The organism is Vibrio gelatinilyticus (assembly GCF_022836845.1).
In the GTDB taxonomy this organism is placed as follows: domain Bacteria; phylum Pseudomonadota; class Gammaproteobacteria; order Enterobacterales; family Vibrionaceae; genus Vibrio; species Vibrio gelatinilyticus.
This window is the reverse complement of record NZ_JAJNNZ010000011.1, coordinates 108,567-132,075: the sequence shown is the minus strand read 5'-3', so window position 1 is coordinate 132,075 and position 23,509 is coordinate 108,567. Positions and strand designations below refer to the sequence as shown.

The following is a 23,509-nucleotide window of genomic DNA, read 5'->3' as shown; positions in this document are numbered from 1 at the left end:
CCTTTAGAGGATATATAGACCTAGTTGCTCTTTCTGCTGAATGTGGGGCGGCGGAGTATTACTAAATATTTGGGTAACATACTGTTTAAGAAAAACGTGTATCCCTGTGTTACTTTTATGAGGTAACGAGGGCGTTATAATCGGCCCATTTTTATAATGGGCCGATTTTATGTTGGCCTGATCACTTTATTGCTCTTACGCTATTGAGCAATTGTATAAGAGGTTTGTCACATGTTGAAAAAGCTTGGTCTAGAGGGCTGGTTCTCTGCCCATTTTGCATACGGTATCGTCCAGATCGTATTTATTCCTATGATGGTACCGTCGTTTATCTTGGCTAGAACAGGCAGCGCGACTCAAGCTGGACTTGCAATGGGGTTGTTTGGTCTAGCGGGTTTGTTTGCACCACTTATCGGTATTTTGGCGGACAAATTTAACGCTCACCGTTTAGCTCAAGGGCTAGGATTAATTGCTTACTTACTCGCAGGAGCGTCATTTTTGCTAGCAGGCAGCAACTTCATGCTGATGGCGATCGGCTCTGTATTGTTTGGTACAGGCTCTGCAATCCTACTTATGCTTAACCCTGTTTTCATTACCTTCGCCGGATATGACGAAAAGACCGAAGCGATGAAGCTTGGTCGTATGGCTCAAGTGTTGATTTTTGGTTCGCTAATTTCTGGTGTTGCACTAGCGACAGTGACTGGTATGGGCTGGAGCTATGAGATGCGCTTTATGGCAATGATGGCTCTTGTTGCAGTGTTACTTGTTGTCACGATGATGACCAACAAAAAAGCGGCGCAACGTATTGTCGATAATGCTGACGCGATCGCGGCACAAAACGAAGAAGGTGACGCTGAAAAAGTGGGCTTTGCAAAGGTTGTCTTCTCTAACTTTGGTTTGTTCTTACTCGCTGTTGGTCTATTGTGTGCAGGTCAAGGTGCATTTCAGGCGCAGTACCCTAACCTGATGGAGAATGCGTACAATATCGCTCAATCTATGTCAGCAGCAAACCTTTCTGTAGCATCTGTACTGGGTTTGATTGTTCTGGTCGCTGCTGAGAAGTACGTGGCTAAGCGTGGCGCATTGAGCTTATTTAAACTGTCTTGTGTGGTTTCTATTGCTGTGGTTGGCGGTTTGTATTTTATCGCTGAAGCGGGGCTGGCACTTGGTTTTATTGTTCCTCTAGCATTGGTTCTTGTTTATCTGCAAGGTATCACGGTCACTGACATGATTTCACCAGCGATTGCTGCTCGTCTTACATTTGTCGGCGGTGGTTTTACACAAGGTTTAATGATGTTCTTCATCTCATTAGGTTTTGGCCTAGGTAGTGTTGTCAGTGGTGTAGCCGTTGATGGCTTCGGCTGGGCAGCGCTTCCATTTGCCATCCTAGTACTGACTGCTGCAGCTTATATTTGTATTCTTATTGTAAGCAGCAAGCAAAAGAAGCTCAGCAGAGCTGAAGCTGCTAAGTCTATGTAATTGGCCTTTTAAAAGTAAAAAAGCTTGGTGATTACCAAGCTTTTTTTGTCTATATACCAATAACCCTGATTATAGCTCTGTCCCACCAGCTTCTTGAAACCAAGTCAGAAGGTGGGTGCGTAAATCTTTAAGCTCGTCAGGCCCAATGAGTGCTAAACCAAGATCCTCCGCACGTGTAATATCGTTATGTCTAAGTGGCCTGAAACTGACTAACATTGCTCGGGCTTGCAGGCCACCGAGTAAGTCTCTAAGCGATTCAAGCTTATATAAGGTGTCGTCACCGTCATCTCTCATACCTTTGGTTTTACATTCAATGATATGTAGCTTGTTATTGGCAACTGAGGCGACATCCAATTCATTGCGAACTTCGCGATCGCCAAGTTGACGATAAACTTGGACGTTAAGAGAGTGGTCTTGAATCGTTGGTAGCTCATCTTGGATCTGTTTGACGGTACTGTGCACTAAGTTTTCAAGCCATTCTCCGTTAGAAAAACGGCGTGCGTCTTCACTAATGAAAGTAAGAACCCCATCATCATAGCTGGCGATCTCTGACTCAACCAAGTCGCTAATAAGCATATTAACTTCGCGATATCCTTGCTGTTTCTCGGACAGTTTTACATCCAGTTTCTGCTCTTTACGGCAGGTGGTTGCAAGGTAATTAAGTGTTGCCAGCCCGGGCCCGAGCTCCAGAGCATTGCTTGCCCATTTCTCGCCTAACTCATACAACTTTTTGTCGAGTTGTGGTGGCAGATCGTATTCTGTAAATTCTCCTCGCGCACCAAAGATAGTTAAATAGTCGCCGATAGTAATGTGATCTTGTACCTGTGTGTCTTGTGCGCCTTCAGGGTAAAGCCAACAGAGTTTATCACTGTTAGGCTCGACCACAAAAATAGGCCAGTGATAGGTACGAAAGACTTCATAAACGGACAATAAACGATGCCTTAAGCCACAGCTCGCGTTCAGTTTTACTTCACCACCACGGGCTTTCAGCGATTTGGCTAACTGTTGGATGGCGAATTTGATTGCGGATGTATTGACGGCATCGGGAATTTCGAAAAATTCAGAGGTGATACCACGTTCTGATAATACGGAATGCAAACGTGAATACATCTCTAATTGGGAATTGTCGCCAATAAATACGATATGGTTACTTACCGTTCTATCATCGAGTAGAGGTGTGATTAAGCGCACGGGGTCTTGATCAATAATGCCAACATGAACGGCCATAAATGTTCCTTTCTTTGTGGCTTACTCTAAAATGGGATCGAGAGTCTCTGACATAAACTCAAGTAAAGGAAATGTAGCAAGCCTATAGCAAGATATAATGCTGATAGCGTTAAAAAACAAGGGTAAGACATACTATTATCTTACCCTTGTTGATTTTTGACAGGTTTCTAACCCTCTAGAGACAGAAACTTAAAGTTTGAATCTATGGACTAGCTCGCCTTGTTGGTTGGCCAAACTGGTGAGACTTTCGCTGGTCGACGCTATTGAAGACATTGCCTGATAGCTTGAGTCTGCAATGTGGTTAATCTCCTCAATATTCTTTGCAATATCAGAGGTTGTTTCACTTTGCTCGACCGCCGCTTGAGAAATGTGCGTACTCATCTGACTGATTTCAATAATCAGCGCTTGAATCTCTTCCATAGCACCATTAGCACTTGACGCTTGCTCAACAGAGCGCTCCATATCTTTCATACAGCCTTCAATCACTTGCCCTGCGCTCTTAGAGCTGCTTTGTAGGTTGCTGATCATCGTTTCGATTTCACTGGTCGATTCCGTGGTTTTCTGTGCTAGCACACGGACTTCATCGGCAACAACGGCAAAGCCTCTACCTTGTTCACCTGCGCGAGCCGCTTCTATTGCGGCATTCAGAGCAAGTAAGTTCGTTTGCTCAGCGATATTTCGAATTACATCAAGGATACTGCCAATTTGGCTGCTCATTTTTTGAAGCTCAGATACTGCTTCAACTGATTCAGTGAGGCGTTCTTCCAGTTGGTTAATGGTGGTAATGTTACTGCTCATGATTTGACGACCCGATTCAGAAGCCGATTCCACTTGGTGAACTTTCTCTAATGAACTTTGAGCGCTATTAGCGACTTCCTGTACGGAGTGAGACATTTCAGTCATTGCCGTTGCAACGCTTGCGGTTTGCTCACGCTGGGCGCTCAGTTGTACTTGAGCGCTGCTCGACGTCTTTTCATTGTCTGAGGCAGTATTGGTCAGATTGTCTGATGCGTCGTTAAGTCTCACCAACACATTGTGCAAGCTATCAGCTAGCGTATTGATGTGATTGCCCAAGCGGCGGAATTCATTGTTGTATTTGACTTCAATTCGTTGCGTCATATCACCTTGAGTTAGGCTCTCAAGGGTTCTTAACGTACTGTTGAGTGGCTGTCTTACGCTTTGAGCTATGTGATAGCCAATACCAATGGCAAGAGCGGTTACAGCGACGCCAATGGCAATCGCCTTGATGACCCCTTCGTCAAACACTTCGCCCGCTTCAACCAGAGTCTGATTTAGCGTATTGGTCGCTGTTTCATTAAAAGAGTTCAGTGTCGTCATTGCACCGTCAACTTCGGCAGCCAGATTGGCAATGTTATCGTACAATGCCGTACGAGCATGTAGGTAGCTATTGTGCTGATCCAACACACCACCTCTTTTACCCACGTCTTTGGTAAATTGAGCCACTGACTTATCAAACACAGCTTTTAATTCTGGCATTTGGGTAGCGAGGCCACGGTAAGCGTAATTTAGGTGGGTGACCGCTTTACGGTTTTTATCTACCGCTTCTTGTACCGCAGTGCTTTCGGAACTCGCTAGGGCGTCAGATGTGATCATCTCCGCGTCTTTTAGTTTAATGAAATAGCTTTTTGCCATTACTTTGACCGAGATACTCGATTGGTCATCAATGTACTCTTTCATTCCAACAGAAAGGTCGGTGTGAAGTTTTTGAAAGCGACGAGAGGATTGCTGAACTTGAGCTTGAGCGTCGAACATCGACTGGTAGTTGTCCATCGCTTCTTGCGCTTCTGCTTGATAGCGAAGTTGAACATCACGAAGTTGTGTGATGCGTTCTTCAAGTTCTGGGTGATTGGCACTGGCGCTAGCCAGTTGCTCTAATGTCGAGGCGAATTCATCCATCGACACGGCGAATTCATTGCGCATGGTATTCATACGCTCTTCACTTTGTGTCGTGAGGAAGTCTTTAAATGACTTGTCAGCGGACAGTAGTTTGACACTCGTTTGATTCGACAGCGAAACGAGGGGCAAAGAAGTGGTAGACACCGAACCGAAGTAAGAGTGGATTGTGTTCATGCCATTGAGCATGATCATTATTGTAATGACAAACAGTACAACGATAACGGTAAAACCAGCGTACATTCGCCTAATGACGGAACCTTGCATAACTCATTACTCCCTTAAAAGCACAGCAATTCAAAAACTCTTCTCAATGAGAGTTAGTAAACATAAGTGTTATTGTCTCGATGTAAAAAACGACGAGCCTTATTTCTTTTATCGTTAGAAATAACAAAAACTGAAATATAATTGAGTTGTTGGTGTACGTTTTATGACGCACTCGTCAAAAATAGCAATTAAGTGTGAGCAACTTGGCAAACTGAACATCTTGGGATAAATAATGACCACCGAGAGCCGACCAGAGGCGAAGGATTAGCAGAGTAATTGTACTAGTCTGCACCATCAGGCATACTGCATCAACAAGCGGTTTAGCGATATACTAAACTATAATCAATCAATTACGCCCGGAGCGCCTTATGGCAGAAGAAACCATTTTCAGTAAGATTATTCGCAAAGAGATCGATGCGGACGTGCTGTATCAAGATGAGTTAGTCACGGCATTTAGAGACATCAATCCAAGAACGCCGACGCATGTTCTGATCATCCCAAATAAATTGATCCCGACAACCAATGATGTTGAAAGCGAAGACGAAGCCATGATGGGGCGCATGTTTACGGTGGCGAAGAAAATCGCAAAAGAGGAAGGTATTGCCGAAGACGGTTATCGTTTAATTGTTAACTGCAATGCGCATGGCGGGCAAGAAGTTTATCATGTTCACATGCATTTGGTCGGTGGTAGTCCGCTTGGTCCACTTCTCATGGTATAGCGTTGTTGAGCGGGCAGCAGGCCCGCTTGAAAACGAAGGTTGCTAGCTATCGGCTCGGCAGTGACACGACGACTCGCCACACTATAGGATTTTAAGCTCTCTTATATGCTCAAAAGACAAATACACAAAGCCTCAGTCGCATTGCTGTCTATGACCCTCACTGCGTGTGCAGGGTTATCTGCTCAAAACTTATTTAGCCATTATACACTGCAAAACACCGTGGTGCGTCAAGCTGTATCGACTGGTCAGTATCAAAAAGCCGTTACCGCACTGCCTACAGCAGAAGAAGAGCGAGCGGGTTCGATACTTGATAATTTTGAAAGAGGTCGAGTTGAGCTATTAAATCAGTCATATCCAGAAAGTAAAGCCGCATTTGAAGTTAGCGACAGGGCTGTCAAGGTTCAACAAGATAAAGCACTTATTTCGATATCGGACACGGTGACCAGTGTCGGCGCTCTGGCTATTAACGATAATATTACCGAATACGTGCCGCCCGATTATGAGCTCGGTTTTTTACACCTATATTTAGGCTTAAACTACGTACATAAAAATGATCTTGATGGCGCACTAGTGGAAGTTCGACGTGCGAATAGAGTGCAAGAAAGAGCCAAGCAGGCGAGAGACAAAGACTTAAAGTCTGCTGAGAGTCAATTAAAGCAGCAAGGGCTCTCTCCCAATATTGGTTCTGTGTTGTCTCGATACCCTGACGCAGGTGAAAAGCTGCAAGCCGTACAGAACGGGTATTTGCTATATCTATCGGGATTATTGTACGAAACATCGAACGATTTGAATGCAGCTTATATAGACTACACCCGAGCCTTAGCAGTATTACCAGACAATAAAGATGTTCGAGATGCAGTAATGCGTGTTGCCAGGCGTTCTGGTCGCAACCAAGCCTTGGAAGCATTGACCAAAGAGTACGGAGAGCTTGCCAGCCTACAAGACAAGCAAGGTAGAGTCATCATTTTGGAAGAGCAGGGTGTGGTGCAGCCAATGCGTGACTGGCGTTTATCGTTGCCGGTGTACGATAGCCAGGGCAATTACGCCATTTACAGCTTGTCACTGCCTTATTATCCACCAGGGGTGAGTGAAAAGTTTTCTCCTCTGGTATTGGATGGTACTGAGCTAAATGGTCAATTGCTCGCGGATGTGAACTTGATGGCCAGCCAGCAATTGTCTGAAAACATGCCGTCAATATTACTGAGGCAGGCCTTAAGGGTGTACGCCAAAGACCAGTTACGTAAAAGCACCGCAAAAGATGATGATGTAGGAAACTTGGTGTTTAACATCTGGAATACGCTTACGGAGCAGCCTGATACACGCAGTTGGCAGACATTACCAGGATTGGTAAACAGTAGTAGTCGTATTATGGCTGTAGGTCAGCATATACTCACTGTTGACGGTCAAGACTATACTTTTGAAGTCAGAGATAAACAAACGGTATTGGTTTGGCTTTCCCGGCAGGGTGGCAGTGTCACAATTTGGCACAAACAATTAGGAAGACTGTAATGAAAAAATGGTTATTATCTTTAGGAGTGCTTTTCGTGATCACGGGGTGTGCCCAACCAAAAACCTCGGGAATTAAAGTCGAAGGCCAAACTCAAACTGTGTTGTTTGGTGATGAACGTATGGGGAAAGAGATCTCAATCGAAGATATCTCTACCATCGATACCAATGGGCATGCCCGAGCGATAGTGAAGTTGGCAAATACCACATCAACGGATAAAACGCTTCAATATCGTTTCTACTGGTATGACAAACAAGGTTTAGAGGTGAATACCAAACAAGCACCTTGGAAGAGGTTGATACTAAGAGGGGATGAAACCATCTCTATCTCTGAAGTATCGGTAAATCCAAACGGTAAAGATTTCCGCCTTCAAATGCGTGCGGCGAATGATTGATTTCCTCTGAGGGGAAAGTAGCAAAACTAAGGAATTAAAATGAAGAAGAGTATTATTGCTTTATTGGGGTTGGCTGTCATTCTTGGTGGCTGCTCGAACAAAGTGAGTTATGGGGACGCACAAGCGACTGAAACAACGACGATTGATTTTGGCTCAACGGACTTGCAAAACATCGCAGGGCAAATGGTCGACAGCATGTTGATGTCAGGTTCTGTGGCGGCGATTACTCGTGATAGCCGTCCAATCGTATTTGTTGAACGTATTAAGAATAAAACCACCGAGCATATTGATACAGAATCTATCACCGACACGATCAGTACTAAAATGCTCAACTCTGGTAAGTTTCGATTCGTGGATATGGATCGCGTCGAATCAGTTCGTGACCAATTGAATTTCCAAAATAACGATGAGTTGGTGAACCAATCAACCGCGATCCAGTTTGGAAAAATGGTTGGAGCCCAGTATATGCTTTACGGCAATATGAGCAGTATCGTAAAAGAAGCGGGCAGCGACAAAGACGTCTATTACAAAATGACCATGCGTTTAATGGATCTAGAGACAGGCTTGATCGAATGGGCTGACGAGACAGAGATCCGTAAACAAGAGTCACGCTCCATTCTAGGCCTATAAGGTAGCCTCTTTGCAGTCAATGAATTGGTCTAGTGCAACAGCGCTAGACCCTACCTTAAAATGGCTCCCATCTCTACTCAATGAGCAGCCTTTTCGTGCAGCACCACTATCTGGTGGACTGACGAATCGTTGTTGGAGGATAGAGGTTCAGGGATCAGCCCCAATGCTGTGGAGACCCTCTGGAAAAGCAACCCAGAGTTTTGACCTCTGTAGGCAGCATGAAGCTAAGGTATTGCAGTCTGTCGCAGGCACTCTAGAAACCAATCAATTCATTGCTGTTAATGACAAGGGGTTACTGGTCACTTGGGTTGAGGGCGATGTAATCAATGAGTCTCTTTCACAACATCAGGTTTTGTCAGTATTGTCTGACATTCATCGCAGCCTAGTTTGCCCTGAGAAAACAGGTAGTAATCTAAAAAAGTTCGATTTTACGGCCAAAGTTGATACATATTGGCATAACCTGCGCGACTTGCCAGAACGGGACAAATACCAACTGACCTATCAGCGATTTCGAGAGTGTTCGTTAAAGACAATTAGCGATGCTGTCTTGTGTCATTTAGATTTGGGACAATACAATTTATTGCGCACAACGAATGGTATCGCAATCATTGACTGGGAGTATGCGGCTATTGCTGATCCTCGGCTCGATCTAGCGTTGACTCTAGACAATATCCAGGGCGATGTCGAGACAGGAGTACGTGAATATTGCCAGCTACGTGGGATTACGTTCACCCAAGAATGGCTTGATGGAGTAAAAAAATGGCAACAACATTCAAGGTTGATGGCAATATTATGGTATCTACTGGCCTTTCAAGTTTGGAGAGTACCAGAGTATTTAGCGATAGCTGAGCAAATCGATGCGACAATATGTCGCGTTGATCACTGTTTATAGGCAAGCAGCTAATAAAAAGCATGAGAAGCGCTTTCAAATTCGGGCTTTCATGTTAGATTTAAAACAAACGTACCATAAAGGAATTAACGAGGGGTACTATGATTATTTATCTTCACGGCTACGACTCAAACAGCCCGGGCAATCACGAAAAAGTGCTTCAATTACAATTTATTGACGAAGATGTGCGCTTTATTAACTACAGCACTTTGCATCCAAAGCACGATATGCAGCATTTGCTCAAAGAAGTGCACAAAGTGATAGAGCAGTCAGATGACAAGCAGCCCATTATTTGTGGTGTCGGGCTTGGTGCCTACTGGTCGGAACGCATTGGCTTTTTATGTGGTATTAAACAGGTGATGTTTAATCCGAACTTGCATCCAGAGAAAACCATGCAAGGTAGAATTGATCGACCCGAAGAATACGAAGATATCGCCACTAAGTGCGTCGAAAAATTCCGCGAGAAGAACAAGTCGAGCTGTTTGGTTATCCTCTCTAGAGAAGATGAGATCCACGATAATCAGCTCACAGCGAATGAACTAAAAGATTACTACGAAATCGTTTGGGATGAGACTCAACCCCACAAATTTCAGAAAATCTCTCAACATTTGCAAAAAATGAAGCAATTCAAAGAAGCTTGATATCACTTGTGTACTTTAAGTGAATACTATGTAGCAAATGAGTAACAAAAAAGTATTAAATAAGCAGCTCCCCAAAAGGGGAGCTGTTTTTGTATGGGGGGACAAGCGATAATGACGCGAAAACCAGCAATTACCGTGTTCAATGAAAATAATTCCATTCAATAGTTGCGGTGATTGTTTTGCTCTATATAATGAGCTAATTATAAAAAAATTGATATTTATCAAAAAAAATTGAGAGCGAGTGAGAACACTTGCCAAAAGTAACACTATTTAACGTTTAACTGTACCTACAAAGAGCAACATGCTCGTGTTGGCCAGTAGTGCTCAACTTACTGACAGAATTTAATAGCCGGAATCGTTCGGGCTACACAGTTTTTATATTTGTAGAGGACAGCCATTGTGACAAACATTATTGTAGTCGGTGGAGGTGCAGGCGGTTTAGAGCTTGCAACCAAATTAGGAAGAACACTAGGGCGTAAGAACCGTGCGAAAATAACGCTGGTGGACCGCAAAGCGAGTCATTTATGGAAACCACTGCTGCATGAAGTAGCAACAGGATCACTTGATGAAGGCGTTGATGCTCTAAGCTATCGTGCCCACGCCAAAAACCATCATTTTGACTTTCAGATGGGCAGTCTCAAAGATATTGATCGTGAGAACAAACGTATTATGCTAACCGAGTTGACTGATGAGCAGGGTGAATTACTTATGCCTAGCCGTGAGTTGGACTACGATATTCTCGTGCTCGCGATTGGCTCTACGTCGAATGATTTTAATACTCCAGGCGTTAGAGACAACTGTATTTTCCTAGACAGCCCGGAACAAGCTCACCGTTTCCGTACAGAGATGAACAACCAGTTCCTTAAACTGCATGCTAATAGTGGTCAAGGGTCTGTTGATATCGCAATTGTAGGTGCTGGTGCCACCGGGGTTGAGCTTTCTGCTGAGCTGCACAATGCAGTAAAAGAGCTACGCACATATGGTTTTGGTGACTTGGACTCCAGCAAGTTAAACGTTAATCTTGTTGAAGCTGGCGAGCGTATTTTACCAGCACTGCCACCGCGTATTTCGTCAGCCGCGCACCTAGAGTTAACAAAGCTCGGTGTAAACGTGCGAACTACGACGATGGTAACAAAGGCAGATAAAGACGGGTTAACGACGAAAGATGGCGAGACAATTCCAGCACAAATCATGGTTTGGGCGGCAGGAATCAAAGCGCCTGACTTTATGAAGGAGATCGCTGGCCTTGAAACCAACCGTATCAACCAACTGATTGTCAAAGATACGCTGCAGACAACGCGTGATGATGATATTTTTGTCATCGGTGACCTGGCGCAGTGTACTCAGGAAAACGGTTCATTTGTGCCACCAAGAGCGCAAGCTGCGCATCAAATGGCGAGCAAAGCGTACAGCAATATCATCGCGAAGCTGTCAGATAAAGAGTTGAAGCCTTATCAATACAAAGATCACGGTTCTTTGGTATCACTAAGCCGTTTTTCAACGGTAGGTAGCCTAATGGGGAACCTGACGAAAGGTTCAATGATGGTAGAAGGACGTATCGCTCGAGTTGTGTATATCTCTTTATATCGTATGCACCAAATGGCTTTGCATGGTGTCATTAAAACGGGTCTTATGATGCTAGTGGGAAGAATAAACCGAGTATTGAGACCAAACCTCAAATTACACTAAACAAAAAAGGAGCTCACAAGAGCTCCTTTTTTTATAGCACGTTGGGCGAGAAAACCCAGTGATCAGCTTTGCTGTCGCTGAGTCGTTCAAGTAGGAGTAATGGCAAAGACCACGCCTTGTTTAGGTTTACCGTTGAATATAAATCGATTCTGAGCCACGCATTCTCTCGCAGCGCCGCAGCGTAAGGCCAGTTTTTGGCTAGGCAGATTCTCTACATCACAAACGATTTCAAGTCTGGTTAATTTCAGAGTAGCAAAACAAAACTCAATAATGGCGTCAAGCGCTTCGAGAGCGAACCCTTTGCCTTGATATTGATCGATAACCCAATAGCCAAGACTGGCCATATTAAATGTCTGATAAAACTCGTTGATAGCAATCATGCCAACAAAACTCTCGCTTTTTCTATCGAAAATAGCGAAACCGAAGGCATCTGCACGAATCCAATTAAGGCGAGTTGCGTTGATGAAATCCTGGGCAGCAGGTAAGGTAAAACTGTCGCTACACCAATCAATCCATTGATGCAATGTGTGTGACTGACGAACAGCATGACAAAACTCTTGGGCATGCTCGACTTTTAGTAGTCGCAGACTCAATCGTTGAGTATAGATAGAAAACTCAGTATTCATGTTTGATAGCTTAGACGATCTTCTGGTAGGGCAAGAAGTAAATCCCTGCACTAGGCAGGGACTTTTACATTATGGGAGAGAATTATTCTGATACGGTTTCAGTTTCTTCAACACGCCTTATCTGAATGATGATTCCCATTAGTGGGTGATCTAAGTAGTGAGTTTCACTGCTTCGCATTCTTCTTTTCTGGTCAAAGCGATAGCTTTTCAAGAAGGACTGAACCTGCGTCTGTGTTGCAATGGCTTCCATGTTACCGGCAATCACAGCGCTATCATCACTTGCTGCGTCGGTAACGGGTTCCAGAGTTGGTTCTATGGCTGCGCTTTCTAATGGTGCTTCTGTTTGTTCAACAGTAGGCTCAGAAGGCGCTGCGGATTCAATAGTGACTTCTTTGGTGCTTGGCGCTTTGAAGTCCAACTTAGCTTCGGTGTACAGGTAATGTTGTACGTAGACCTGGAAGGTACCTTCAAGCTCTCTAAGTGGTGGAGCGATTGTGGTTTCTTGAACACCTTCTAGTGGCGTAACAGTATTGCTGCCAGCCTTTTTCTCACTGCCATCAATGTTAAACGTCTCTGAGTAGTCTTTACCCGCTTTGACGTGGAAGACAGGAGAAGCCGCTCGTCCTTCATCTCCCTGGCGCCAAGCTTTATGCATAAGAACTTCATAGCCGGCGTGCTTTTCCAATTTCTGCTCTTGTTCAGTAAGCTGAAATTCTGATTGAGGTAGCACGGTAACTTCTTTAGAAGTCAAATAGCTGGCGTCGTTCATCGAACCGCTACGACTAAATTCAATGTCGGTGACAGAATCGGGCCAGGACTCGCTAACCAATTCAGGATTGGCTAGACGCTTAAAAATGATCACTTCTATATCAAATTGTCTTTGCGCCAAACTTGGCATCGAGACACATAGGAGCAGCAGCGGGATCAGTTTATTCATTGTTTCTCCATTGATTACCACAGTCGCGCTTTGAGTCCAGCATTATACTTAGTTTAGGGCGATATGCGAACTAGCGTGGAATAACTTACTGTAAAGTAACATAAGGCTAGGTGTAATCAAGTTTGTGTTAAATCAGTCGTGTGCTGGATCAGGTTTGATAGTATGCGAAGCAATGTTACCGGCTACAATTTCTTTGTTGCAATGGGTCACTTGGTTGGTTGTAAAAAAGTTAGGCCCCAATAGGGGCCTTGAAATTAGCTAGGAACAAGACCAGTGGCTGTTATCCGGTCAGTCGGTTTGCTTCGAACTCGTCTAACATCGTATTCACGTAATTAAGTCGCTTGCGACGGTCTGTAAGTGATTCAACAAATTTAAATTTCGTCGGGCCGTCCATAGAAAATTTGCTTGGCTGCGCCTGGAGCATTTTGACTAAGAATGCAGGGTTGATGTCTGCATCGGGATAGAACTCCAAATAGCCGCCTTTGTCGTGCGCTTCGACTTTCTTCACTTTCAACGTTCTGCCACGCAGCTTCATTTGTGCGACCGCCAATAGATGTTTCGCGGCGTCAGGTAACAAACCAAAGCGGTCGATAAGCTCGACCTTGAGCTCATTGAGCTCATCGGTGTCTGAGACGCTGGCAATGCGTTTGTACATGGACAGGCGAGTATTAATATCCGGGATGTAATCATCAGGCAAAAGTGCAGGAATACGCAATTCCACTTCAGTTTGTTCTCGCAGTAGATCATCGAGTGATGGCTCTTTGCCTTCTTTAAGGGCCTCGACAGCCTGTTCGAGCATCTCCATGTAGAGAGAAAAACCAACAGATTGGATTTGACCACTTTGTTCATCACCAAGTAACTCGCCAGCACCACGAATTTCCAGATCATGGGTTGCAAGAGTGAATCCAGCGCCCAAATCTTCTAGTGAAGCAATAGCGTCAAGTCGTTTGACCGCGTCTTTTGTTATGGCTTTGGGGTGTGGAGTAAGTAAATAAGCATAGGCCTGGTGATGTGATCGGCCCACACGACCACGTAATTGGTGCAGTTGGGCGAGGCCTAAGTTGTCTGCTCTGTTCATTAATATGGTATTGGCGGTTGGCACGTCGATACCAGTTTCAATGATGGTAGTACACACTAACAAGTTAAACCTTTGATGATAAAAATCATTCATTATGCGCTCAAGCTCGCGCTCGCGCATTTGCCCGTGAGCGGTGGTGACTCGCGCTTCGGGAATGAGCTTTTCAAGATCAGCAGCGACTTTATCAATGGTTTCTACCTGATTATGTAAGAAGTAGACTTGGCCACCACGCATGATTTCCCTAAGAACAGCCTCTCGAATCACACCGTTATCACTTTCACGAACGAAGGTTTTGATGGCCAGTCGGCGAGCAGGGGGAGTCGCGATGATTGATAAATCACGCATACCACTCATCGCCATGTTCAACGTTCTGGGGATAGGGGTCGCGGTGAGCGTTAAGATATCTACATCGGCACGCATGGCCTTTACTTTCTCTTTTTGACGAACACCAAAGCGATGTTCCTCATCAACGATCAGTAAGCCCAGATCCTTAAAGGCGATCTGATCAGACAGCAGTTTATGAGTGCCGACCACGATATCAACCTTGCCATCGGCAATATCTTGTAAAATCGTTTTTTGTTCTTTTGCTGACTTAAAGCGTGATAACACTTCAACTCGAATCGGCAAATTAGCAAATCGATCTCTGAAGTTTTCGAAATGTTGCTGAGCCAATAAAGTGGTCGGTACCAATACAGCAACTTGTTTACCATTGTCGGTTGAGACAAAGGCCGCGCGCATTGCCACTTCTGTTTTACCAAAGCCCACATCACCACAAACCAATCTGTCCATTGCTTTGGGCTGGCACATGTCTGACATAACAGCATTAATGGCTTGTGCTTGATCGTCAGTTTCTTCAAAGGGAAAACCGGCTTTGAATGTTGCGTACTGGTCGCGATCCAATTTAAATTTAAAGCCGGGTTTCAGCTCACGCTTGGCGTAAACATCCAGTAACTCTGCCGCCACATCGCGAACTTTCTCGGCGGCTTTTCTACGTGCTTTTGCCCACGCTTCACCACCCAATTTATTAAGTGGAGCCGTATCGTCTGCGCCACCGGAATAGCGACCAATAAGGTTTAAGGATGCGACAGGAACATAAAGCTTCGCTTCGTTTTGGTATTCTAGAGTGACATATTCGGTGGTAAGCCCGCCAGCTTCGAGGGTCTGCAAACCAACATACCGGCCAATACCATGATCGATATGAACCACAGGCTGACCAGGTTTGAGTTCGGCGAGATTGCGAATCACCGTCTCACTATTGATGGAACGCTTTTCTTTCTTACGCCTTTGAATAACGCGATCGCCCAACATGTCGCTTTCGCAGATGAAAGCAAATTGGTCTTGATAGATAAAGCCGTGCTCACACTGACCAATGACAAGGTTGAACTTGTCGCTTCCCTTAAGGGCTTCGTTTAGGTTGTTTTTTTCAATTGGCCTGAGCTTAATGCGATGTAACAGTTCAATCAGCGCCTCGCGTCGCCCTTCAGACTCAACGGAAAACACCACTTTACCGGCGAATTGCTCAGTAAACTGACGGATTTGCGCCATTGGCTCTTTTAGCTGATGTTGAACGGCAAGATCGGGTAATGCGTTGACAGGTGAGTTTACTCGCCCCGACTTTCCTGTCGTTGGCTCGACTTGACATTGAAGTTGTGGGTAGTTTTTTAAGCGGGCAAAAAATTCGTCTTTTTGTAACCAGAGGGCACTGGGCTCTAGTAGAGGGCGTAAAGGGTCAATTTTGCGCTGCTCATAGCGAGCGTCAACGTCAGTCAAAAAGGTGTCAACGGCTGATTCGATTTCACCCACGGTGATGATTTGAGAATCTTCTGCAATGTAGTCAAACAGAGTTTCAGTATGATCAAAGAACAGCGGTTGCCAATATTCGATACCGGCAGGCCAGATTCCCTTGGTGACTTGCATATAGACTGATTCAGGTTCGCGTCGCGCATCAAACTGTTGACGCCAGCGAACACGAAATTCTTCGATAGCGTCTTTAGTGGTGGGAAACTCGTGTGCAGGTAACAAGCGAATTTCACTAATATCTTCAATCGATCGTTGGTTTTCGGGATCAAAGGTACGAATCGTATCTATTTCGTCATCGAAAAAGTCGATTCGGTAAGGCGCAGAGCTCCCCATTGGGAATAAATCGAGAATGGAGCCTCTGCTGGCGTATTCGCCGGGCCCAAAAACCTGATCAACATGACGATAGCCCGAATTCTCAAGTTGCAATCGGAGTTTATCAAGAGAGAACAAATCGCCAGTTTTCACCATTAAAGTATGCTGCATCAAAAAGTCGCGGGGACTTTGTCTTTGTAGCAAGGTACTCACAGGTACAATCGTGATACCGCTAGTTTGTTGCGGGAGCGCATACAAGCGCGCTATGCGGTCTGAAATAATGTCTTGGTGTGGCGAAAAATTATCGTAAGGCAAGGTTTCCCAATCAGGGAACAACGCGACATCACCTTGGTAAAACTGCTCGATTTCGTTTTGCAGTTTTATTGCCATTTGCGGGTCAGAAACAACTAACAGCGTATGATTATCATGAGCTGCGGTATGCTCACCAATGGCCAATGCCAGTGTGCCACCGATCAGGTTGCCAAGGTATTTCTTGTCCCTGCCACGGGTTGGCAGATTAAGAGGAAGTACGGATTTTACTGTCATAATTAGTTCTATTTGTTGTCTCTGTCTAAGGAACGTTGGCGCAAAAGTTTCTGTTGTTGATAGAGCGCAGCTTTGATGAGGAGATCTTGATGCTCTTCTAAAATGCGCACGAACTTGATGGTCATCAGAAATTGATCTCCTTGAGCATCTACCAGATCGACTTCACCATAACAATAGATACCCGCGGCTGGCTGATCTAAAAATAGTTTAACTCGAGCAAGCTGGCCAAGTTGCAATGGTCGATCACTTAGATAGCTAAGTTGACCTGCACCAAACGAAACCGTCGTGTGACGGTGCTCGATGGCGTCTTGCTGTGAAAGCATAAAGTTGAGCAAAAGATTAAATTTCGCGTTTTGGGTTTCGAGTAAGCGAATAACTTGTTGCAAATCGTATTTGGCCAGTTCGTGCTTTGCAGCTTCGTTGAGCTGTTCGAGTTGGCTGAATTCACTGGCGGCCATGAAAGGGGCGGGGATTTCTGCGCCAAATTGAGCCAAATCGGGCACCGATGCTTCAGGCGGCAGTGGTTCAATATTGGCAGCGAGTGCCGCATTTACTGTGAAGAAATCATTATTCAGCATATTCATATCCTTAAATGCGAGACAGAGATTATCCCTATGTCGTTTTTAGTTATCAAGAAATCTCCCGATAAAATCGCAATCTAAGTAAATTAAAGGGAATATGACAAATAAACACTACACCCGATGCGCATTTCTCGCTACAGTAATTAGAACGAAATTTCATGAGTTTAATCTATGTTTCACCCTTTACCCGCATTTATCGGTTTGAGATACCTAAGAGGTCGATCTGGCGATAGATTTAGTCGCTTTGTTTCTTATATGTCGACTGCCGGTATCACGATTGGTGTGATGTCGTTAGTAACGGTTTTGTCGGTAATGAATGGCTTTGAAGCGCAATTAAAAGGTCGAATTTTGGGGGTGTTACCTCAAGCTTTGGTGACCACGGATTCGGGGAGAATCGAGACCAGTCAGCCTATACCGTCTATGTTTGACAGCATGCCTACTGTCCAGAAAGCGACACCAGTTGTGACAAGCGAAGCGGTTATACAAAGCCCAAACGGTATTGCTGCGACTTTCCTACTTGGTGTCGAGCCTTCCCCACAAGACCCTATTGGTGAGCGATTAGTGAGCGGTACTATCACCAATCTAAAAAAAGGGAACTATCACGTTATTTTGGGTCACAGTTTGGCACGTCAGTTAGAAGTCAATATTGGCGACAAAGTCCGAATCATGGTGACCAGTGCCAGTCAGTATACGCCTTTAGGGCGAATTCCTAGCCAACGAATGTTCACTGTGTCTGGTTTGTATAGCACAGGCTCAGATGTCGATGCCCAGCTCATAGTCACTCATATTGCCGACGCTGGCCGTTTGATGCGTTATGCGCCTGAACAAGCGTCAGCGTGGCGCCTGTTTTTCGAAGACCCTTTTATTGTCTCTTCCTTATCACAATCTACTATGCCCTCCGGTTGGCAATGGGCAGATTGGCGCGAGCAACGAGGAGAGCTGTTTCAAGCCGTTAAAATGGAAAAGAACATGATGGGCTTAATGCTCGGTCTTATCATCGGTGTGGCAGCATTTAATATTATTTCTGCCTTGATTATGGTCGTAATGGAGAAACAATCAGAAGTCGCGATTTTAAAAACACAGGGAATGAAAGACAGCCAGATTTTGGCCATTTTTATGGTTCAAGGAGCAAGCAGCGGTGTCATTGGCGCTCTAGTCGGCGGTTCTCTCGGCGTGTTATTGGCGAGTAACCTCAATCGTTTATTAGATGCGATGGGTGTTGCGTTGTTTAGTTTTGGTGGAGAATTACCCATTGTGATCGATGTTCTCCAGATCGTTGTCGTGGTCGTATTGGCTGTAGCATTAAGCTTATTGGCAACATTGTTTCCTTCTTATAGAGCATCATCAGTAAAACCAGCAGAGGCGTTACGCTATGAATAACACGCTGTTAGAGTGTCAAAATATCAGAAAAACCTTTCATGACGGCAGTATCGACACTGAAGTATTAAAAGGCGTGGGCTTTGCAATTGAGAAAGGAGAGTTGGTGTCAATTATTGGCACCTCTGGATCGGGAAAGTCAACGTTATTGCATATCTTAGGTGCGCTTGATGACGCCAGCAAAGGAAGTGTAAACTTTCTTGGCAGGGATCTATTAACTTTATCGAGTAACCAGCAAGCCAAACTGCGCAATAAACACCTTGGCTTTGTCTATCAATTTCATCATCTGTTAAGTGATTTCTCTGCTCTGGAGAATGTTGCGATGCCATTGCTGATTGGTGGACAGACGATTGCAAATGCCAAGCAAGAAGCTCAACTTATGCTTGATAGAGTTGGGCTTTCCCATCGCGTGAGACATCGCCCTGCAGAGTTGTCTGGCGGCGAGAGACAACGAGTAGCGATTGCCAGAGCATTAGTGAATAAGCCCGACCTTGTACTTGCAGATGAGCCAACGGGTAACTTAGACCATAATACCGCCCTTTCCATATATGAGCTAATGAGAACCCTAAATCGAGAGTATGGAACGGCCTTTTTGGTGGTGACCCATGACAATGAACTGGCGTCAAAAATGGACAGAAAAATGCACATGCAAGACGGGTTATTGATCGATACCCCCGCAGCAATGACAACCGCATCGTAGGTGACGCAGTGAACTCTCTCTCTTTTTTGATTGGAAAACGCTTTAGTAAAGCAAAGCAACGCAACAAGATGGTTTCCTTTATTTCAATATCCTCGATGGTAGGCATTGCCGTTGGCGTTGCGGTGATCATTGTCGGTTTGTCGGCGATGAACGGCTTTGAACGAGAACTAAAAAACCGTGTTCTTTCGGTTATTTCACATGGTGAATTTGAAGGTGTACAGCAGCCGATCAAAGATTGGCAAGGGCTTATGGCGCGAGCTTTGCAACATGAAGAGGTGGTCGCGGCAGCACCCTATGTCCGCCTGACAGCATTGGTTGAAAAAGGAAGTGAATTAAAAGCCGTTGAACTAAGAGGGGTTGATACCAAACTCGAGCAACAGGTATCTAATTTAACTCAGTTTGTAAAAGGGGATGCCTGGAGAACCTTTAAACCCAAAGAGCAGCAGGTGGTTCTTGGCAAAGGCGTGGCTGATCAAGTTAATGCAAAGGTCGGTGACTTTATTACCTTGATGATCCCAACCACGAGCTCTACAACAAAAGTACAGGCTCCTCGCCGGGTGCGGGTGAAGGTTACAGGGTTACTGGAACTCAACGGACAAATCGACCACAGTTTGGCGATTGTCCCACTGGAAGATGCTCAGCAGTACGCAAGGCTAGGAGAGCAGGTCACCGGTGTCTCCGTTAGGTTAAAAGACGTGTTTAATGCGCCACTTGTGGTTCGGCAAGTAGGCTCAACGCTTAAAGAGTACGTCTACTTGAGAAGTTGGAAACAGAAGTATGGTTTTTTGTATCGTGATATTCAGCTAGTCAGAACCATTATGTATTTGGTGATGGTTCTGGTGATTGGGGTGGCATGTTTTAATATTGTTTCGACCTTGATGATGGCCGTAAAAGATCGAGCATCTGAAATCGCAATTCTGCGGACTATGGGGGCGCGCGATGCGCTAATTAGACGTATTTTTGTCTGGCAAGGTGTCTTTTCTGGTGTCGTTGGTAGCGTGATCGGCAGTGTTTTCGGAGTATTGCTTGCGTTAAACCTAACAACACTGATATCAACGGTAGAACAGCTTTTAGGGCATAACTTCTTGTCTGGTGACATCTACTTCGTCGACTTTTTGCCATCACAGGTGGTATGGAGTGATGTGGTGTTGGTGTCAGGGACGGCGATTGTACTTAGCCTGTTGGCTACTTGGTATCCCGCTTCAAAGGCAAGCCAATTAAACCCGGCGACGGTTTTAAGTGCCAAATAGCATGACGGCAGCCAAGGCTATGCCCAATAACGAAAAAGGACCCGCAGGGTCCTTTTTGTTTTACATATCAATTTCACAAGCATGGCTAACAGCCTGAAGAAACGATGACGCGATTGGTACAGCCAAAGCATTTTTATTATCGTAGGGCTCTTTTTTGCCAACTGCGCACTACCGAATATCGCCATAAGCTTCTAATACCAAAGTAGCCCAATACCGCAGCGATAAGCCCACACAAGGCACAACCGAGCAGAAAAGGAGGTCCAATGGTCGACATCTGTTCACTGATGTACTGCCAAGAGAGTTCAAATTGGAAGGGTTGTGGTGGTGTATTGAGACAAAATGCACCCACTTTATAAGCAAAATAAAACATAACCGGCATAGTGATGGGGTTGCTGATCCACACTAAGGCGACGGATAACGGTAAGTTGACACCAAATAATATCGCTAACCCTGCGGCCATAATCATCTGACTAGGCAATGGGACGAAGGCCATAAAAAGCCCGACTGCAAAAGCTCCTGCTGCAGAGCGTCGATTAAGACACCACAGGTTGGGGTTGTATAACACATTGCCGAAAACCTTCAGTGCCTTTTGTTTTTTTATGACCTCATGGTCAGGCATAAAACGTTTTATGAACTTTCTTGGCATAGGGGAATATGACTCTCTTAAAAGGCATAATGCCACCCGTTATATATACACTGATCCTTCTCAGTGCACCATATTGGCTGACGATGCCCAGTGACTACTGGCTCATTCCTACTTCCGTTCTCTTTGTCATCTCTATTGCGCTGCGCAAAACTTGGTTGATGACGGTGTTTCTCGCCTTGTCCATAGCGTTAATTCAGGGGAATGTAATAAAACAGCAATTAAATGCGCTCTTTCAATTTGGAACCGATGTTACCATAAAAGCAAGAATTGACAGCCATTTTAAACAAATAACTCATGGATATGAGGCTGACGCAACGGTCTTATCCATTAACGGACAGGCTATAAGCCAAATAAAACGACCAAAAGTTAAGCTTAGGGTCAATCAAAGAACAGAGCAAGGAGCATTGATTACCGCGACCGCTAAAATTAAGCCCATTATAGGGTTAAGAAACGAAGTGGGCTACGACAAAGAAAAGGTGATGTTTAGTAATGGGATAGTCGGGACGCTCTCAGTATCGACCTCTTATATAGCATCATCGAAAGGTCACCTGCGGTCGCAATGGCAGTATCTTATTTCGCAGTATGTAGAGAACAGTCGATATGCCGGCTTTTATTCGGCATTGTTGTTTGGTGAGCGAAGTGGCGTGAGCTCGAAGCAGTGGTCTTTATTACAACAAAGTGGGCTTATTCATTTGATGGCGATTTCTGGGCTGCATATTGGCATCGTATTTGGCATTGGCCTGCTGGTTGGAAGAGTTTTGCGTTGTAGCATGTCATGCATCATCAAGCCGTACTCCAAGTGTCGACAATTTGGTGTTTACCTGCCCATTGTCTCCGGACTTCTTCTGGCATACGGCTACGGTTGGATTGCGCACTTCAGCCTGCCCACTGTGCGAGCACTCATCATGCTAACACTCTTGTCGCTCAGCCACATGATTAGGCCACAGCTCTCCGCGCTGTTTGTGCTTTGCCTCACAGCTGCATTACTGCTTACACTGATGCCATTCTCAGGGTTAAACATGAGTTTCTGGATGTCTCTATCGGCGGTGGCCATATTGTTGTTGTCATCAAAAATCATCAAAAGGGGCAGCTTAATTCAAACAGCAATATTGACTCAGGTTTTACTGGTTTTGCTATTTGCACCGATTGTCGCTTGGTTGTACTTAGGTATTAGCATTAGTGCCATCGTCTATAATCTGGTTTTTGTGCCGTGGTTTTCAATCGTAGTTCTTCCCTGGCTGTTTTTTTCTTTTGTCGTGTCGTTAACGCCGTTGACATTTTTGGCAACCGTCTCGTGGCAAATTTCCGACTGGCTGATCGCCCCGATCTTTTACACACTGACCTGGAGCCCAATGGGATGGTTTAGTGTGTCCCATCATGAATGGCTGTTGTTGGTCGTTCTTGCTGTAGGCACGATTCTAATACCAATGTTATCTGGCTATGCCCGATGGTGTTTGCTGTCACTGGTATTGACATCCTGGCTCACCTTTAGAGAACAAACGAACTCCTGGTCACTTTCAGTCCTGGATGTGGGACATGGGCTAGCTATCGTCCTTATCAAAGGGAACGAGGCGATAATTTATGACACGGGCGATAAATGGGCACAGGCTAGCGTAGCTTCGCAAATTATCAGCCCTTTTTTAGTCAAGCGCGGCGTCGAAAAGTTGGAAGGGATTGTGATTAGCCATTTTGACAAAGACCATGCTGGTGGGCTTGATGACTTACAGCGGCAATGGAGACCTCAATGGGTGAGGAGCAGTGAGAACCGAGAACAGTCATTAGCTTGTCGACAAGGGGAGCGCTGGCAATGGCAACATATTGAATTTTACGCCCTTTGGCCACCCAAAACCGTCAATAGAGCCTACAATCCACATTCATGTGTGATACGAGTATTCGATAAGCAAAATCAGGTGTCATTTTTATTACCTGGTGATGTTGAGACCGTGAGTGAGATATTACTAACTCGTGAGGCAGGTGAGATTCGCTCGGATGTGATGATTGTCCCGCATCATGGGAGCCAAACCTCGTCGAGTCAGTTTTTACTCGATAGTGTTCAACCTCAATATGCGGTTGCTTCACTAAAGCACAATAATCGTTGGAATATGCCCAGTGATAAAGTGGTTGAACGATATCGAGAGTTAGGAGCCAATTGGTTGGATACTGGTCAGTTTGGTCAAATAACCTTCACCGTTGCAGATAAAACTTTATATATTTCACACCTTAGGGGGGGAGAGAATGCCTCTTGGTATAGGAAGATGCTACGATCCGCAGTAGAATGAAATGATATCCAGAAAAAAGTATCT

Annotated in this window: 19 protein-coding genes; 12 read left to right on the top strand and 7 right to left on the bottom strand. The window is 45.0% G+C overall.

The features are described 5' to 3' along the window. The first annotated feature begins 231 nt into the window (after nucleotides 1-231). Complete coding sequence (locus tag LNL84_RS14105) at nucleotides 232-1,476, top strand: MFS transporter (protein WP_244358208.1); 1,245 nt, start codon at nucleotides 232-234, stop codon at nucleotides 1,474-1,476. A gap of 69 nt (nucleotides 1,477-1,545) precedes the next feature. On the opposite strand, the gene LNL84_RS14100 is transcribed toward LNL84_RS14105, so the two are convergent. Beyond that, nucleotides 1,546-2,703 carry a DUF1887 family protein gene (locus LNL84_RS14100; protein WP_244358207.1) on the bottom strand — a complete coding sequence of 386 codons (1,158 nt, stop codon included), beginning with the start codon at nucleotides 2,701-2,703 and terminating at the stop codon, nucleotides 1,546-1,548. A 189-nt stretch (nucleotides 2,704-2,892) separates the two neighbouring features. Next, nucleotides 2,893-4,884, bottom strand: coding sequence for a methyl-accepting chemotaxis protein (locus LNL84_RS14095; RefSeq protein WP_244358206.1), 1,992 nt, complete (start codon nucleotides 4,882-4,884; stop codon nucleotides 2,893-2,895). 368 nt (nucleotides 4,885-5,252) lie between these two features. On the opposite strand from LNL84_RS14095, the gene hinT reads away from it, so the two are divergent. From hinT to LNL84_RS14060, 7 genes are all read left to right on the top strand, one after another. After that, complete coding sequence (hinT, locus tag LNL84_RS14090; protein WP_244358205.1) at nucleotides 5,253-5,603, top strand: purine nucleoside phosphoramidase; 351 nt, start codon at nucleotides 5,253-5,255, stop codon at nucleotides 5,601-5,603. Nucleotides 5,604-5,708: 105 nt separating this feature from the next. Then, a complete protein-coding gene (locus LNL84_RS14085; protein ID WP_244358204.1) occupies nucleotides 5,709-7,112 on the top strand; it encodes a COG3014 family protein in 1,404 nt (467 codons plus the stop codon). Continuing rightward, a complete protein-coding gene (locus tag LNL84_RS14080) occupies nucleotides 7,112-7,504 on the top strand; it encodes a YcfL family putative periplasmic lipoprotein (protein ID WP_244358203.1) in 393 nt (130 codons plus the stop codon). Before LNL84_RS14085 ends, LNL84_RS14080 begins: the two co-directional genes overlap by 1 nt. A gap of 39 nt (nucleotides 7,505-7,543) precedes the next feature. Then, entirely contained in the window at nucleotides 7,544-8,134 is a 591-nt protein-coding gene (lpoB, locus tag LNL84_RS14075) for a penicillin-binding protein activator LpoB (RefSeq protein WP_244358202.1), read from the top strand. Between the two features lie 19 nt (nucleotides 8,135-8,153). After that, nucleotides 8,154-9,026 (top strand): phosphotransferase, encoded by an 873-nt coding sequence (locus tag LNL84_RS14070; protein WP_244358218.1) that lies wholly within the window; start codon nucleotides 8,154-8,156, stop codon nucleotides 9,024-9,026. Nucleotides 9,027-9,124: 98 nt separating this feature from the next. After that, a complete protein-coding gene (ycfP, locus tag LNL84_RS14065) occupies nucleotides 9,125-9,664 on the top strand; it encodes an alpha/beta hydrolase YcfP (protein WP_244358201.1) in 540 nt (179 codons plus the stop codon). A 399-nt stretch (nucleotides 9,665-10,063) separates the two neighbouring features. Then, nucleotides 10,064-11,353 (top strand): NAD(P)/FAD-dependent oxidoreductase, encoded by a 1,290-nt coding sequence (locus tag LNL84_RS14060; protein WP_244358200.1) that lies wholly within the window; start codon nucleotides 10,064-10,066, stop codon nucleotides 11,351-11,353. Between the two features lie 86 nt (nucleotides 11,354-11,439). On the opposite strand, the gene LNL84_RS14055 is transcribed toward LNL84_RS14060, so the two are convergent. From LNL84_RS14055 to LNL84_RS14040, 4 genes are all read right to left on the bottom strand, one after another. Then, a complete protein-coding gene (locus LNL84_RS14055) occupies nucleotides 11,440-11,979 on the bottom strand; it encodes a GNAT family N-acetyltransferase (protein ID WP_244358199.1) in 540 nt (179 codons plus the stop codon). A gap of 82 nt (nucleotides 11,980-12,061) precedes the next feature. After that, nucleotides 12,062-12,916: a peptidoglycan binding protein CsiV gene (locus tag LNL84_RS14050; protein ID WP_244358198.1), complete on the bottom strand. Its 855-nt coding sequence runs from the start codon at nucleotides 12,914-12,916 to the stop codon at nucleotides 12,062-12,064. A 280-nt stretch (nucleotides 12,917-13,196) separates the two neighbouring features. After that, nucleotides 13,197-16,652, bottom strand: a complete 3,456-nt coding sequence (gene mfd, locus LNL84_RS14045; protein ID WP_244358197.1) for a transcription-repair coupling factor — start codon at nucleotides 16,650-16,652, stop codon at nucleotides 13,197-13,199. A gap of 8 nt (nucleotides 16,653-16,660) precedes the next feature. Beyond that, complete coding sequence (locus tag LNL84_RS14040; RefSeq protein ID WP_244358196.1) at nucleotides 16,661-17,230, bottom strand: PilZ domain-containing protein; 570 nt, start codon at nucleotides 17,228-17,230, stop codon at nucleotides 16,661-16,663. A 174-nt stretch (nucleotides 17,231-17,404) separates the two neighbouring features. Here LNL84_RS14040 and lolC point away from each other — a divergent pair, with 174 nt between their 5' ends. The 3 genes from lolC to lolE are packed head-to-tail and all read left to right on the top strand — an operon-like array spanning nucleotide 17,405 to nucleotide 20,560. Next, nucleotides 17,405-18,613 (top strand): lipoprotein-releasing ABC transporter permease subunit LolC, encoded by a 1,209-nt coding sequence (lolC, locus tag LNL84_RS14035; protein ID WP_244358195.1) that lies wholly within the window; start codon nucleotides 17,405-17,407, stop codon nucleotides 18,611-18,613. Next, nucleotides 18,606-19,310, top strand: a complete 705-nt coding sequence (gene lolD, locus LNL84_RS14030; RefSeq protein WP_244358194.1) for a lipoprotein-releasing ABC transporter ATP-binding protein LolD — start codon at nucleotides 18,606-18,608, stop codon at nucleotides 19,308-19,310. Before lolC ends, lolD begins: the two co-directional genes overlap by 8 nt. An 8-nt stretch (nucleotides 19,311-19,318) precedes the next feature. Then, entirely contained in the window at nucleotides 19,319-20,560 is a 1,242-nt protein-coding gene (gene lolE, locus LNL84_RS14025) for a lipoprotein-releasing ABC transporter permease subunit LolE (RefSeq protein ID WP_341829459.1), read from the top strand. Between the two features lie 136 nt (nucleotides 20,561-20,696). On the opposite strand, the gene LNL84_RS14020 is transcribed toward lolE, so the two are convergent. Then, nucleotides 20,697-21,206 carry a DUF2062 domain-containing protein gene (locus tag LNL84_RS14020; RefSeq protein ID WP_244358193.1) on the bottom strand — a complete coding sequence of 170 codons (510 nt, stop codon included), beginning with the start codon at nucleotides 21,204-21,206 and terminating at the stop codon, nucleotides 20,697-20,699. Nucleotides 21,207-21,214: 8 nt separating this feature from the next. On the opposite strand from LNL84_RS14020, the gene LNL84_RS14015 reads away from it, so the two are divergent. Continuing rightward, nucleotides 21,215-23,485, top strand: coding sequence for a DNA internalization-related competence protein ComEC/Rec2 (locus tag LNL84_RS14015; protein ID WP_244358192.1), 2,271 nt, complete (start codon nucleotides 21,215-21,217; stop codon nucleotides 23,483-23,485). The last annotated feature ends 24 nt before the right edge of the window (nucleotides 23,486-23,509 follow it).